Origin of the sequence: Megasphaera coli, assembly GCF_900095855.1 — a bacterium.
Lineage (GTDB): Bacteria > Bacillota > Negativicutes > Veillonellales > Megasphaeraceae > Megasphaera > Megasphaera massiliensis_A.
In genome coordinates this window covers 181,104-196,272 of record NZ_FMIY01000002.1, presented here as the reverse complement: position 1 = coordinate 196,272, position 15,169 = coordinate 181,104, and the positions used below count along the sequence as shown (strand labels likewise).

Below are 15,169 nucleotides of genomic sequence, written 5' to 3'. Positions count from 1 at the left end.
AAAATAAAGGCCTCCCTATTATGCCAGCTTGGCGATAATATCGTCCGTCACGTCCAATGCCGTTCCGATACCGGCATAGTCGCTGAAAATCATGTCGATTCCCTGTTCCAGGGCCACATCAGCTGCACGAGCGCGAATATCCGCCATAATAACTTCTTTGGCATCGTTCATTTCCTGTTCCTTGTCGGCCAGCTTTTTCTTCCATTCATCATTCCAACCGACCGGATCGGGCATGTTCCGCATGCTTGCCAATTGCTTCTGCAAAAGCTCCGCCGTGCCGTCCTGACGGCTCTGCAAGTCCGCCTTTGTCGCGGCTATGTAGTCTTCCAGCTCTTTTTCAGCCTTTTTCTTATAAGGCTCCATTTCCGCTTCCGCCGCTTCTACGGCCGCTTCGGAGTCGGTACCGCCGTTCTTGCGCAGAAGGGCGATAAGCTCGTTTCGCGCCGCTTCCCGCTGCGCTGCCGACATGACCAGCGTATTGAGCTGAAGCTGTAAGTTCAGGGCTTTTAATCGCTCAGTTTCGGATAAAGCGGGCAGTTGTTTTTCTTTTTCTTTCAGTATGGCTTCATACTTTTGTTGCAGTGAAGCATTCAAATCCGCTTCCTTTAAAGCAACCTTTGCTTTCAGTTCTTCTTCCGCCGCTGCCGCGCCCACAATATCGGTCTTTCCCAAGGTTTGCAGGACCTCATTGTCCCGACTTGCCTGACGAGAGTAATTCCATTGCTCGAACTGATACTGCGCCACCATGGCATTGCGCTCCAATTCCAGGCGGTGATACGCGGCATAACCGGGATGACTCATCATAATGTGTTCCACGTCGGCATAAGCATAGACGGGGCCGTTTGCCGCAGGAAGCGGCGCAGGCTTCGTTAGAAAATGCCAAATACCCGCAGCGACGAGAATGCATATGATGAGACAACCTAAATATGTCGCACGATGAGCGTTCACCATAATTTTTATTTAGAGCCGGACAACTGTTTTGCCACCTGTTCCGTAATATCCTGGCCGCCATAGAGGACGACGTTCTTGTCCACTACGAGACTGAGCCCCTTTGTGGAAGCGACGCTGCCTACGGCTTCTTCCAGCTTGTCTTTCAGCCCTTTCTGAATTTGTTCCTGTTTATCCGCCATATCACCCTGCATCTTCTGGAAGAGCTGCGCCTTTTCTTCGTCCGACATGTTGGCCGACTGTTCTTCAAACTGCTTCTGCATATCCTGCGACGCGGTCTGCAGTTCTTTCTGAGCATTGACAATCGCTTCGTTATCGGGTGCAAAAACCTTGCTCGTATCAACTACGCCTATATTGCTGGACGGCGCCGCGCTGGCCGGATTACCCGTCTGCATTACGGCCATAGCCGCGACGGAAAGGACAAAAACAAGCGCTACTGCCGCCGAAAAAATTTTAACGTTCTTTTTCTTACCCATTTCTGCCATCATATTGCATTACTCCTTTATCATTACAAATACCCGATGATGCGAAGCCACTGGTCGTGCTCCGATATAATATATTCTAAGCCGACGTATTCGTGAAGTCTATAGTTAATGCCGAATTCTTCATCGTGATTGGTCATATCCCAATCAAAACGGATGCTCCACTTGTCGGTCAGACGACGGCGAAGCCACAGGTGGTGGCTCTTGTCCTCCGTTTCAAACTGATACCCCAGGAAGTTGTCGTCATGCCATCTGTAAAAATAACCGGGAATGAAGTTCCACTTTAAAGTACTCGGCTTAAACTCGGCTTCACCGTAAAATTCATGGTGTTTGTCCAATTTGCGGCCGACATGTACCTTCACGACCGTATCTTCCCTGTCGTCGTGATGCCTGTCGCCGTTGCGGCGCATGTCGATATACGCCGATGCCTGAATGTCGTAAAAGTCGGTGACCGACGTCAGGCTAATCTTCATATTCTCATCAACCGTCAATTCCGATTCGACATGAAGTTTATACTCTTTAACAACCCACTGGTCGGTGACGGTCTTCTGCAAGTCTTCCCGGATATCCCGCTCATGGCGCCGCACAAAAGCGACGGGCAGGCCTTCGAGGCCGGCATAGCGCGATTCTACATTCTCTCTCATCTTGTAAAAGATGATTTTCGGTATATTTTCCGACTTAACCGCCGCATTGACATTGCGAACGACCGGCAACTTCGGCAAAAAGTATACGTGCACCGTCGCCGTCTTGGCCGGCTCAATAACAACGTGCGGGTAAAACTCGGGAATCTTCTGCTCAAGCTCACTCTCCAGCACGTCTTTCACGGCGCCGCTTGCCCAGTCCAAGGCGTCTGTCGGCAAACCGACGAGGACATTTTCCACAAGTACCTGCGCACCTTGAATATCCTCTTTCGCCAAGTCCGTCGCCATAGGCGGCAAGGAGCCGAAGTCCGCATCCAGCCGTACCTGCTCGATTGTATCGCCCCAAGGACGAATGGTCACGTATACATCCGTATTCTGTGCCGGGTCAATGCGAATATCTTCTACCGTGTAGCCGATCAAAACACGGTCGATGATATCATTCATCGTCTTTTTATAAACATCCTGATTTTGCGCCACTTCACTGTCATCGCGCTCCAGGAGAATACGCCTGCCGACAGTTTCAATGCTCGCGGAAATCCGCTTACCTGCAAGCGGCGGCACGGGCAGACCCGTCGATGTCAAATGAACGTCAACATGTTCAATCGCGGCGGCCGACACGGCGGAACAGCATACCGCCCAAAGGGCGGCCGTTACGAACAGTTTTCCTCTCATAGACCCTCCGCCGTTACGCGATAATTAGAATTTACCGCCGAAGCTGAAGTGGAATTTACCGCCATGCTGCCCTTCGGCATAATCGAGGCGAATCGGTCCGATAGGCGTCGTTACGCGCAAACCGACACCGGCAGAGTAGTGAATCCCCTTGCTTTCATGATACCAGGGAATCTTATCGGTTCCGCCCCAAGCTGCACCCAGATCGCCGAACACGACCCCCTGTACTTTCTTGGCAATGGGGAACCGGTACTCGATAGTAGCCTGATACATCTTATTGCCTCGGAACTCGTCGTCTTCATAACCGCGGAGATTGTCCGCTCCGCCGAGAGTAAAGAGATCATTGTACGGCATGTCACCTGTCGCGACACCGCCCATAAGGCGAACGGCAATGACGTGTTTGACACCGACTTTATAGTAAAGGCGGTTTTCAACGATAAATTTGTAGTAATCGAAGTCGCCGCCCAAACCGTGACCGGCCCAAACGCCCGTAAAGGAAAGGCGCTTGCCTCGTGTCGGATCGTAAATATTATCACGATTATCGAATACATGCGACCACGTCAGGCTGTTCGTCTGACCGAAGTTGTTCTTGATATAATTCTTATAGACCGGAATCGAAGAAGAAGCCCAGCTTGCATAGTTATAAGGACCGCCTTCATGACCGAGATATTTCGTCTTCTTTGTTTCCAATGTAATATAATCGCTGACATACTCGCTGCGGACACGGCCGTATGTGATATTGCCGCCGGTTGTCTTCTTGCGGTATTCCGAAACGGTATCACCTTTTTCGTTATAATCGTCATATTCCGCTTCTCTGTCAAAGATACTCATGCCGATGGAATCGCCGTGACTATTAAGCCACGGATGAGTATAAGAAAAGGTATAATTTTTGTTGGAATGCGTCTTGCCGCCGAACTCCCAGTTAATCCCCACCTTGTCGCCGGTGCCGCGGAAGTTCGTTTCACTGAGTCCCAAAATACCGACAAGGCCGTCGGACTGGGAATAACCGGCACCGATAGTAACGGAACCGGTCTTTTGCTCAATAACGTCAATTTCCATAATAACGTCATTCCGGTTTTTTTCGCCCTGCAGGAGGCGAACGTTAACATCTTCAAAATAGCCTGTATTATAGACGCGTTCAACACTGCGGCTCGCCAAGGTTTTATTGAATACGTCACCCTGCTTCATGCGTAATTCGCGGCGAATAACGCGATCTTTTGTCTTCTTGTTGCCTTGAATTACGATCTTTTCTACGTGTCCTTCACTGATACCGATGTGGAGGATGCCGTTTTCGTCCATGTTAATTGCCGTAACACGGCTGAGCAAATATCCCTGATTCGCATAGTATCGGTTTAATTCATAAATATCTTTGCTGACAATTGTCGAATTGAGAATACTGCCCGACGTAATATGAAGGCTTTTAATGAGATCGTCCGATTTGATCGATTCGTTGCCGCTCACTTCGACGCCCTTGACGACGGGATTCAGCTGTACTTCATAGTTGAGCATTACCCCTTCGGGGACAGGCGTAAACACGGGCTTTACAGAGGCAAAAAGCCCGGACGCACCGAGAACGTTGAGGTCATGGCGAACATAACTCGCCTCCACCGTGTCCCCTGTACGCATGGCAAAGCGGGACAAGAATTTTTCTTCCGGCAAGGCTTCCGGCAAGGGGCTTACCGTCACGGCCGTAACGACTTTTCCGGCATAGGCCGCGGCCTCTTCATCCGTCAAAGCATTGCCGTAAGGAAGCGCCGTTTCCTGTTCCTGCGAAAGGATGGCAATGGGATACGCCGGGATGCTTTCATCCACTTTGAAATCACCGAGACCACCTATATAGGAAACGTTGCTTTCCATTACATCTGCAGGCATGGAGGCTTCGGGCCGCGCCGCCTCGGCCGGTTCTTCCGGCTCATTTGCCGCGGCAGGCTGTGCAGCCGGTACGGCCGTCGCCGCTGCCGTTTCATCGGACGGTTCATAGCCCGTAGGGCCGCTCATCGCCGTCTGCGCCGCTTCCGTCCCGGATGCGTTTTCAGGACTCGTCGTCGTTTCCGAAGTTTCCGCCGATACGGCGGTCTGCGTTGTCGTTGCAGGCCGTTCACCGCGTTCTATAGCGGCCAATTCTTCTGCCGATTCATAGCCTGTAAGCGTAACGTCCCGAGTCGTTACGGTCTCATTCCCCAAAACGGGGCAGGTCATAAGAGTACTCGTAATCATCACCGCTAAAAGCTTCTTATTACGCATTTTCATTAAAAAACCTCCGTTACTTGTGTATTGATTCCGTACTGCGCAGACTGTGTCTTGCGGCCTGTACGGTTTCCTGCATCTGTACTGATGACATTACTGCCTGTCGCTGTGCCGATGCGGATTGACTCACCGTTTCTGCCGGAACGCTCTCCGGTTCGGCCGGTTCTGTTTGCCCGACTTCAACTCCGGCCTGCTCTGCCGCCTTTCCTGCAGGTACCGCCGCTTCGGCCGCCTTCGCGTCGAACCGCAGCGGCTCGGCTTTGATCCAACGGCTTTCTTCATACGCCGCCGGTACTGCTGCCGATGTTTCCGGTTGTACTGCCGGTTGATGCCGCACGAGAGGACTCAAGAGAACCCACAGAGCCGCCGCGATGACCAGTGCCGTTGTAGCCGCGCCGAAGCGCACGACTCGCTGCCCGATACCGTGGTTTTTACGCAAATTCTTCATTTCCGCTTCAGCCAGAAGAAGGTTTAATTCCCCCTGTATTTCCGACCTGCTGCGAAAGGACCGTTCCGCTTTATCAAGCCAAACTCTTGCGGAATGAACTTGTTCCGCCTTGTCGTGCTCGGTCTTTCCCATACGGCATCCCTCCTTTCAATATACTATAATTATCGCCGCAGCGACGTTTTTTTAGTACTCATATATTAATGGAAATTTTCGGTGTTATATGCATTTTTCTATAAATAACGCCGTTTTTTATATCTTTACAACTAATTTATATTAATCATTTTTATGCATGAACCGGCTGACCATACCGCGAATGCGCCGAATACCCCGTTTCTGCAGGCGATACACATAGGGCAGGCTCACGTCGAGAGACTCGGCCACTGTCTTGGGCTGCTTATCCTGCAAATAAACGGCCTCCATAATGAATTGTTCCTTTTCGGGCAGGCGCGCCATAAGCTTTCCTATTTGCTCCACCAAGAGGCTGCGCCCGGCCATATCGGCAGGATCTTCCGATTCATCCGACAACATATCACAAAGGGTCAGGCCGTTTTCATCGGGTTCGTCCATAGAAATTCCGGCATGTGCCCCTTCGCGCTGCAAGTAATCCGTAATTTCACCGCGAATCCGGTGAATGGCAAAAACGGAAAAAGCGACATTTCTCGTGTAATCATATCGCTCTACGGCTTCAATCAGTCCCAATGTTCCTTCCTGCAGCGCGTCGGCTATATGGTCCGGCCGTATTTGCCGTCGCAAAACTTCCTTAAAGACCAACGGCTGATACTGTTCGATGAGCTTTGCCCTGCTCTCGGACGATCCCTCGTCTTTATAGGCGATCCAAAGAGCCCGTTCCGCTTCCGGTTTCAGTAATTCAATTTTTCGCAATTCCGCCAAATACGATTGAAGCACGTCGGCCTCCTCGGCTTTTTCTAAAATGTATATCTGTAACTCCCGCCTATGTATACATTGTCGGGAGATTTCCATGTATCCACGCTGAACCTGCTTCCCAGATTATACTGCATACCGACACGATTGTCATTGTGATTCAGCCCGAAGGCGGCAGTTAACATGAAATTGTTAAATAAATACTTGCCCATTTCAATATTATAATAATTTTTACTTTCACTTGTCGTATGAGCAGTCAAATCGAGGTCACCCGTCGTAATAGTCAGCATATCGAGGGAAAGGACGTCTTCCAGTTTCTGCGTCAACCCCAGACTGTTCAGGGTAAAACGGATCCCGCTGCCGATGAGGGAGTTCACATCCTCGCGGTTGAGCGAGCTGTCACGCTTATTGCTGTTGCGCAGCGTAATGAGCGAGACGATTTGCGCCTTCGTCAAGGGCGGATCCGAACGAAGAGTCATATCCATATTATCGGCACGGCCCGTCAAATTGAGCATGACCGTGTACTGACCGATGCGTGTATCCGCATCCATGTCGACCTGAGGCAGGAACGAATTTCCCTTAAAGTCGGCGCGGCCCCTGTTGATGTTGAAACGCGTATCAAAGTAGCGAATATTGCCGCGCGTCACCTCAAAATGTCCCGTCGCATCGGGAGCGGAAAGACTGCCCGCAAAGGCGGCCTCACCCGTAATCCACACGTCATAAAGGCCGGAATCATAGAAACGCACCTTATTGCCTGCCCGCACAGCTACATCTAGGTCACAATCAAAATCGGATTCCGCCAAGGCGAGTGTCAGAGGGATACTGACTGTGGCATTATTAATATCCAGGCTGCCGCTCACCTTCGGCAAATTTCCGTTCTTTGCGACGGTAAAGCTGCCGTTTACGGGACCCTTGTAGTACTCGCAGTCCACATTCAGATCATGCGCCGTCAAGGTCGCCGTATAAGCATCAAGCGTCGTGCCCGTCCAGGCGGCCGAGCCTTGAAGGTCGTAGAATCCCTTGTCGTCTTTGCCGGTCTTATCCATCGTGCCGTGGCTGCTCAAGACCGCTTCATTGCCTTTAAAGAGAAGATCACCGTTCACGTTGGCCAAGGGATTGGCCACGTCACGCAATTTAATATAGCCGTTGCGCACAGTCACGCTGCCGTCAAGGCGCGGATTTTGCACGGTGCCGGTGATGACGATGTTCCCCGCCATGGCACCGTCCGCCTTTTCGACGACCGGAGTGATAAAAGTCAGCCCGTCCAGACCGGCCTTATCCAATTTTACGCGTACATTGACAGCGCCGTCACGCATATCGTCCCGCAAGGCCGCCAAGGGAATCGTGCCGGCTGCCGTCGCCTTATAGGGGTCGCGCGAGAGTGTAGCCTGATTGAGCGTAATAATACCTTCTTTAACCGTAAAGAGGGCGAATGCTTCCGTAAAGGACACTCCGTTCAATGTGCCGCCGTTCAGCTGAACGGATCCTTCGGCAACAGGATCATCGCCGCTGCCGCTGAGGTTCAGAGCGAAGTCGGCGCGCGAATCGACGGGCACACTGTCCGCTCCCGATACATTCTGCAAGATGGCGGTCGAGAAATTCTTTGCCGCTACCTGAATGTTGACCGGACCGTGCAGCGCGTAGGTTCCTTGTGCCGCCAGGAGGCCTCCGTCCACCGTAAGAGCCAGGGAATTCACCTTGATGACGCCGTCTTCTACGGCCACGTCCACGTCGGACGGTTCCATGACACGGCCGCCCACCGTACCGGACGTAATCTTCCCGGTTACGCGCAGGCTCGGATTTTCCGTCGTCCCGTCTACGGCAATACTGCCGTCCAGTTGGCCCGTTATATTTTTGAGAGGCAACTTCGCGAGGGTAATAACATTTGCCAAATCACCGGCGTGCACGGCTGCACGGCCGATAATGCGGCCGTTTTTCGCATTGTGCATGAGTTCCGCCTCGTACGTGCCGTCTCCCTGCTTAAAGCCGAAGCGATGAAGGCGTAAAATACCGTCGCCGTAACTAAAATCGCCGGTTGCATCCGTAAGGAGAATCTTGTTGACCGTAAGCGACGCGGCCCGTAAGGAACCGCCTACAGCAGGCGACTGCGGCGTACCGCCGATGTGGGCTTTTACGTTGAGGGCGCCGCTCACTGCGTTGTCTTCACTGCGAACGATTCGGTCCGTTTCCAAATTCGTCCCTTCCACGTCCAAATCAAGGTGCTCGCCGGCGGAGCCCGAAAAATGCAGGAGCGCGTCATACGCTTCAATCGTGCCGTCCGTCATACACACTGCAGCATCATGATAAAGATAATTGACGTACGCCCGTTTATAGAGGTAGCCCTTGGCGGAACCGTTCGTCAAGGTTGCCGTTCCCGTAACAACGGGGTTATCAATGGTCCCGGATATGCGGGCGCTATTATCTGCCCAACCGGTCAGACCGGCGTCAGTCCGACCGGCAGCGATGAGGATCTGCTCCAGGCGGCAATGCTTCGTATCCACGGTGAGGTCGACGGCCCGTGAATCAAGATCCGCCGTGCCTCGAACGGAATGGGTGCCGTCCTTATAGCGATATGTCAGCGAGTTCACTGTAAAGGCCCGTCCGGTACCGTGCAGACTGCCATAAATATTATCAAACCCCATGCCGTTCACGTTGCCGTCGCGGCCGTCAAATTCGGCCGTCCACTGCGGCTCAACGCCGTTAAAGAAGATGACTGCCGAAGCTGTACCGTCCAGAGAAAGATCGGCAAAACGGTTAAACAGGTCAAGGGGTATGTCCGTCATAATCAGACTGCCGTCCTTTTCGCCCGTCTCCCCGTTATACGTAACGGCACCCGTTACGGTACCGCCGCGCACGTCGCCGCGAATATCCGTAAGGGTCATTATGTCGCCGCCGCAGAGGAAGTCGGCACTCGCCCGCTCCAGGGCGATGCCGTCATACGAAAGAGCTGCGCCGCCGATCCTCCCGCGGGCCGTAACGGAGCTCATATCCGCCGACGTGCCGGCAAAAAAAAGCTCGCCCGACACAAAACCCGACAAACCGGCCGGAACCTGCGGTACCTCTTCCAGGCGTACGTCTTCTACATCGGCCTTGCCCGTAAAGGCTCCCGAATCTGTGTTCCACGTACCGACAGCCGTAATCGTGCCGCCGCAGAAAGACGCCTGTCCGCCCGTAACGGTCCCCATGTGATGCGCATATACGACGTCGGCCTTGGCCGAGTCAATATGCCACCCGTCATAGTCGAGGTCCGAAACGGTAACCTTCCCGTTCAGATTTATGTCATCCGCCGTGCCCCAAACCTTGCCGTCGTAGCCGGCCCTGCCTGCAAGGGAAAAATCCTTCCCCTGCGCAAGGGCGCCGAGGTCCGCGTCTTTAATCTTTACGTCCAGGTTAAAAACGGGATTGCCCGTATCGGTCTTTACGGTCCCGCTCAGACTGAAAGGCTGACCGTTGAGATGTCCCGTCACATTCTCCGGTTTTACGGTGTCATCACCTATACCGATATGCCCGTTAAGACTGTCAACGGTATACCCTTCATATACCAGACTGCCGTCCGCCACATCCAATCGTCCTTCCGCCGTAAACCCCCGGTGCGACTGAGTCACATGCAAAAGGATATCCTTCACCTTACCGCCTGTGAGCTGCAGACCGCTGACAGAAGCTGCAAAAGGCGCACCGTATGTTATATCGACTTCTTCACCGCGTACTTTTACGTCATACTGCCGCTGCGATGTATAGGAAACATGGGCGGACACGGGTTTGCCGTCGACGGTACCGTCAAAATCCGCCTTGGTTGTCGGATAGTCCTGCAGTGAAACGGAACCGTTCACGCCGTCCAGAATGAGCATCTTCGACTCAGCCAAGGCGGCCTGCACGATCCCGTCATGCACAAAAATCAAAGAACGCAGCGATAAAGATTTACTGTCGGCCTGTTTTTTCAGAATTTTTGTTACATTCCAAGCCTGCGTCCGCCCGTCCTGCCACACATGAACCACAGGCCTTTCCACGTTAATGGAGTTGACGGCCGCCGTAATATCGGCATCATCCTTCCATGCCGAAAAAGCGCGCACCGGACTTACGGAAATGCGCGCCTCTTCAGTTTCCAACACTTCCCGTCCGGTCTCATCTTTAACGGCAACATCCGTAAGAATGAGTTCTCCCGTCAGGGACATGTCCATATATGCAAACGAAAAAGTTCCGTTAATTTTTTCATTCGCCCCGGTCCTGATCAAGTCTTCCGCTTTCGGCAGCAAGGTGAAGCGCGCCCACAAAAGAGCCGCACCGAATGCCATCAGAAAAAACAGAACCGCACAGGCAAACACCCTGTGTCTTTTCATTACATTGCTTCTCCGGCATATATACTACAGACAAAAAGAGAATTGTAAATTACAATCCTCTCTTATGCATGCTGATCCATTCGGTTCTTATACTGTTTCCGGTATTACAACGCCCGTGCGGACATCAAGACCCATAGCCTGTTCCAGGGTAGCAATGCCGACATTATAATCATAAAGGGCCTGAATATTATTGATCTTCGCTTTATTCAAATTGAGCTGCGCATCAAGAACGTCCAAGTTGATACCTACGCCGGCCTGATAGCGGACGGTCGCGATTTTAAAGCTTTCTTCCGCCTGCGTGACGGCCGTCTTCGTAGCTTCCACCTTTTGAGCGGCGCTACGGATAGCAAGGTATGCCTTTTTTACTTCAAGCTGCACGGCTTCGCGTACTTTCTGTTCACTTTCACGTGCCTTCAAAAGGCTTTCCTCAGCTTCGCGCACCTTCGCGTGCGTTGAGCCGCCGTCAAAAATTGAATACGTTACCGTGCCGGCAATAGTCCAATTTCTGTTTTTCGTGCCGGGGAAATCCGTATCGCCCCAACCGCGGCCGGCGGAAATGCCGACAGTCGGACGATAACCCGCTTTAGCGACACCGATACTGTCTTCCGCACTCTGTACGCTCAGGGATGCCTGCAATACTTCAGGACGATACTTCATGGCGTAGTCCATGGCATCGGTCAGGGACATATTGTATTCATCAAAGGGCAGGCGGTGATCAGCCAATTCGAGGCGCGTATTGACGGGCAGACCGAGGATGTTGTCAAGGGATGCTTCCGCATTGGCAACGTTATTGGCAGCCGTCACGGCATCGGTTTTGGAATTCGCCAAAGAAACATCCGACGTGAGAACATCCAATTTAGCGACAGTTCCCACATTATACTGGGCCGTTACGTTTTTAACATGTCCTTCCAAATTCGTTACCGATTCGTCGTATACGTCTTTTAACTGCTCATACGCCAATAAGGCGTAATAGCCTGAAATGGCATTCAGCTTCGTCGCTTGTTCGACGCGCAGAATCTCTTCCTGTGCGTTTGTCTTGCCGATTTTTGCGATATCAATCTGGCCTTCCACGCGTCCGCCCGTGTACAAAGGAATATTGACGGAAAGACCGTTTGTAAAATTGCTTCCGATAGTATCAGTTGTATAGCTCTTCGAGCGGCCGGCCTGAAATTCATAAGCAAGCGTCGGCATCTTGCCGGCACGGGCTTCATTGATGGCATATTCAGCCGATTTCAAGTCATAATGCGCCATTTTAATATCACGATTATAATCAAGCGCCATGCGTACGGTCTTGGGCAAGGTCAGCTGGACGGCCTGATTCGGCGCTACGCGCCCGACAACGATGACCGGGTCGGCACCGTTCTTTTTAGCCGCTTTTTCCGTACGCTTAGCCGTATCTTTTCTGATTTTCTGAGATAATGTTTCCCGCAAAGCCGGCGGCACATCGGATTCCCGGGCAGTCGCAATTTTTGCCGACGCCACGGTCCCCACGGTCGCATCCGTGCTCTCCATGGATACGGGACGGACAGTGCTGTCGGCCGCAAAGGCAAGCGTGCTGAGCGACGAAATGACGAGAGCCGTAAGAACCTGTTTATATACCTTTTTATTCATTGTGGAAACCTCCGTTATATGCTTTCATTATTTCATATATGCTAGAAAATATAATTGATACCGTAATAATTGCCGCCGTCATTTCTTTTCATGGGCCGTGTGAACTGGCCGACAAGGAAAATATTCGGGAAAAGGCGATACTGTGCTTTCAGGCGATACCGCCAATCATTGGGGTCATAGCCTTCTACGGAAACGCGGAAATCGCGGTGTGAAAATAAATCCACACCGGCGCCGAATTTGCCGCGTATGAGGCCGAGTCTGGCATCAAACAGCTTCCCCGTGTGACCGTACTGCAAGTTCAGTTTCGTACCGTCGCCGATGCTTTCCGCCCCGATGAGAGCGAAGCTGTCGCGGCGGTACACCTTAAAATTTGCCTGGCCACCTGCCTTATTCTTCGTATCATTATACAATATGCCGGCTTCGCCTTCCACCTTCCCGCCCAGTATATGGTTTACTTTACTCGTAATTTGCGCCGTATTGTGAAGTGTTTGACGAATATCCTCGCTGCTTTGCGGATCCGTGGCAATCGTTTCCATTTTCTCGGCAACGACCGTAAAGCGATCCGTTATGTTCTTTATATTTTCCAGCGAATCGCGCATACGCGAACTTACGGCACCGTCGCCGTCCATGCGCTGCACCGTCTCGTTGAGCTGCCCCGTAACGGCGACCATGTTGGCCGTCATTTGCTGTACATTGCCCGCATTGGCCGCCAGTATGTCGTTGGCATTTCCCGTCAGGGCTTCCACATTGCGAATGGAACCGCGCATGGCCGATTGTGTTTTTTCGTCGCCGATGACGGAGTTGACGTTCTTCATCATGTCGTTAACATTGTTCAAGAGTTTATTGGCGTTATCCATAACATCATCGACGGACTTGGCCGTATCCCCTGTCAGGGTGCCGCCGTCCGTCAACAAGTGAGCCGTGTCCTGACCGGGCGTAATGGAGACGAGTTTTTCACCCAAGAGGCCGTCCGTTGTAATAACCGCCTTCGAATCTTTCGGGATTTCCGTTCCCTCTTTCAGCTTCAGCGTTACCTGTACGCCGTCCTTGCCGGCGGCAACCGATTCGACCTTGCCCACGTTGACGCCTACGTAGCGGACGGAATTGCCCGCCTGCAGGCCGTTGGCATCATTGAAAGTGACATGGGCCGTAATTCCCGACGATTTGAACACATCCGTGTGTGCCAAGCTGACAACGACGAAAAAGAGCAGGAGAATGCCGATGATCGTCATCAAGCCGACTCGTGCTTCGGCAGACCATTTATTCATGCAACTTCCCCCCCCTTTCCATATCTTCCGCGCCGCCTGTAATAAAGCGGCGCACTTCTTTATTTGCCGTTCGCTCAAACTCTTCTTTCGTGCCGACCATGACGAAATTCCCGTCCAAGAGAAGCGCCATTCTGTCGGCTACGTAAAAGGCCGAGTTCATATCGTGTGTTACAACGACGGACGTCGGCTTCAACCGCGTCTGCATGGTCACAATGAGCTTGTTGATGTCCGTGCTGCGCAGCGGATCGAGGCCTGCCGTCGGTTCGTCGTAGAGGATGACCTTAGGGTCAAGTGCGATGGCCCTGGCCAGGCTGACACGTTTTTTCATACCTCCCGACAAGTCGTTCGGCATCATCGCCTCAATACCGTCAAGACCGACGGCGTGTAACTTCTCGGCCACAATATGTATAATCTCTTCTTCCGAAAGATGCCCGTGCTGGCGCAGACCGAAGGCGACGTTTTCACCGACCGTCATGGAATCGAAGAGGGCCGAGTACTGAAAGACCATGCCCATATTGCGGCGGACGCCGTCCATTTCTTCTTCCGAACAGTTCGTAATATCCCTGCCGTCAATTAGAACCTGTCCGGCCGTCGGCTTTTGCAGGCCGATGATGAGGCGCAATATTGTGCTCTTCCCGGAACCGCTCGTACCGAGGATGACCAAGGTCTCACTGTCATAAATATCCAGGCTGAGGTGATTCAAAATAACCCTGTCGTCATAAGCGACGGTTATGTCACGCAAGCTGATCATTATCGCTCCTAGTACAAAATGACCGATAAAATATAATTCGTTATAAAAATGAAAATAATGGATGTAACAACCGACTTTGTCGTCGCCTGCCCTACCCCTTCAGCACCGCTTTTGGCATGCATGCCTTCATAGCAGGCCACAAGAGAAATGATGCCGCCGAAGACCATTGCCTTGATAAGGCCGTAGAGAACGTCACTGACTTCCGTAAAAAACTCGATAGAGTGCATATACGTAAAATGGGTCAGTCCTGCGCTGTAAATGGCAACGGCATAGCCGCCGCCCGTGCCGATGAGGTAGCCGTAAAACGTGAGAAGCGGCACCATAAAGACGCACGCCGCAAAGCGCGGCACGACGAGGTAGGCGACGGGATTCGTCGCCATACAGCGCAGGGCATCTATCTGCTCCGTCACTTTCATGGTCCCGATCTCGGCCGTCATGGCCGCGCCGACGCGGCCGGCGACGACAACACCCGTCAGTATAGGCCCCAATTCACGGCCCATGGCGACGGACATGATACCGCCCAACGTCGACTGGGCGCCGTAGCGCATGAGGATATCGACGATTTGCAGTGTCATAACCATACCTGCAAAGAGCATGGTCAGGCCTACAATGGGCAGAGAATCGACGCCGAGACGGGCCATCTGCGGAATAACCAGGTTGCGGCGAATACGCGGCAATTGGCGTATAGTTTGCCCGAAGAGCACGGCAATAACACCGACTTCCTCAAAAATATGCAGTGTAAAGCGACCGATACACGCCAATGCTTGCTGCAAAGCGACCTCCTCTATCATCCTGTCCGCCTGTGCGCTGCAGGCTTGCGTTTATGCACAGAAAGCGGAAAACTTTTCTTTATCCTCCAGTTTTCATGGCAATAATCATACCATG

At 52.4% G+C, this 15,169-nt stretch carries 11 protein-coding genes; all 11 read right to left on the bottom strand.

All coding sequences use genetic code 11. From position 1 onward, the window contains the following. Nucleotides 1-18 precede the first annotated feature (18 nt). Nucleotides 19-951, bottom strand: a complete 933-nt coding sequence (locus tag BQ2674_RS01350; RefSeq protein ID WP_075572080.1) for an OmpH family outer membrane protein — start codon at nt 949-951, stop codon at nt 19-21. 5 nt (nt 952-956) lie between these two features. Further along, on the bottom strand, nt 957-1,436 hold the full coding sequence (locus BQ2674_RS01345) for an OmpH family outer membrane protein (RefSeq protein WP_075572079.1): 480 nt from the start codon (nt 1,434-1,436) through the stop codon (nt 957-959). Nucleotides 1,437-1,456: 20 nt separating this feature from the next. Further along, nucleotides 1,457-2,743 (bottom strand): hypothetical protein, encoded by a 1,287-nt coding sequence (locus BQ2674_RS01340; protein ID WP_075572078.1) that lies wholly within the window; start codon nt 2,741-2,743, stop codon nt 1,457-1,459. Between the two features lie 24 nt (nt 2,744-2,767). After that, entirely contained in the window at nt 2,768-4,990 is a 2,223-nt protein-coding gene (locus BQ2674_RS01335) for a BamA/OMP85 family outer membrane protein (RefSeq protein WP_075572077.1), read from the bottom strand. Nucleotides 4,991-5,003: 13 nt separating this feature from the next. Next, nucleotides 5,004-5,567: a hypothetical protein gene (locus tag BQ2674_RS01330; RefSeq protein WP_075572076.1), complete on the bottom strand. Its 564-nt coding sequence runs from the start codon at nt 5,565-5,567 to the stop codon at nt 5,004-5,006. Between the two features lie 141 nt (nt 5,568-5,708). Beyond that, nucleotides 5,709-6,341, bottom strand: coding sequence for a sigma-70 family RNA polymerase sigma factor (locus tag BQ2674_RS01325; RefSeq protein WP_075572075.1), 633 nt, complete (start codon nt 6,339-6,341; stop codon nt 5,709-5,711). Nucleotides 6,342-6,361: 20 nt separating this feature from the next. Then, nucleotides 6,362-10,654: a translocation/assembly module TamB domain-containing protein gene (locus BQ2674_RS01320; RefSeq protein WP_075572074.1), complete on the bottom strand. Its 4,293-nt coding sequence runs from the start codon at nt 10,652-10,654 to the stop codon at nt 6,362-6,364. A gap of 87 nt (nt 10,655-10,741) precedes the next feature. Beyond that, nucleotides 10,742-12,265, bottom strand: a complete 1,524-nt coding sequence (locus BQ2674_RS01315) for a TolC family protein (protein WP_083222282.1) — start codon at nt 12,263-12,265, stop codon at nt 10,742-10,744. A gap of 41 nt (nt 12,266-12,306) precedes the next feature. After that, nucleotides 12,307-13,533 carry an MlaD family protein gene (locus BQ2674_RS01310; protein WP_075572073.1) on the bottom strand — a complete coding sequence of 409 codons (1,227 nt, stop codon included), beginning with the start codon at nt 13,531-13,533 and terminating at the stop codon, nt 12,307-12,309. Next, nucleotides 13,526-14,284, bottom strand: coding sequence for an ABC transporter ATP-binding protein (locus BQ2674_RS01305; protein WP_075572072.1), 759 nt, complete (start codon nt 14,282-14,284; stop codon nt 13,526-13,528). Before BQ2674_RS01305 ends, BQ2674_RS01310 begins: the two co-directional genes overlap by 8 nt. A gap of 8 nt (nt 14,285-14,292) precedes the next feature. Continuing rightward, complete coding sequence (locus BQ2674_RS01300) at nt 14,293-15,075, bottom strand: MlaE family ABC transporter permease (protein WP_205407603.1); 783 nt, start codon at nt 15,073-15,075, stop codon at nt 14,293-14,295. Nucleotides 15,076-15,169 lie beyond the last annotated feature (94 nt).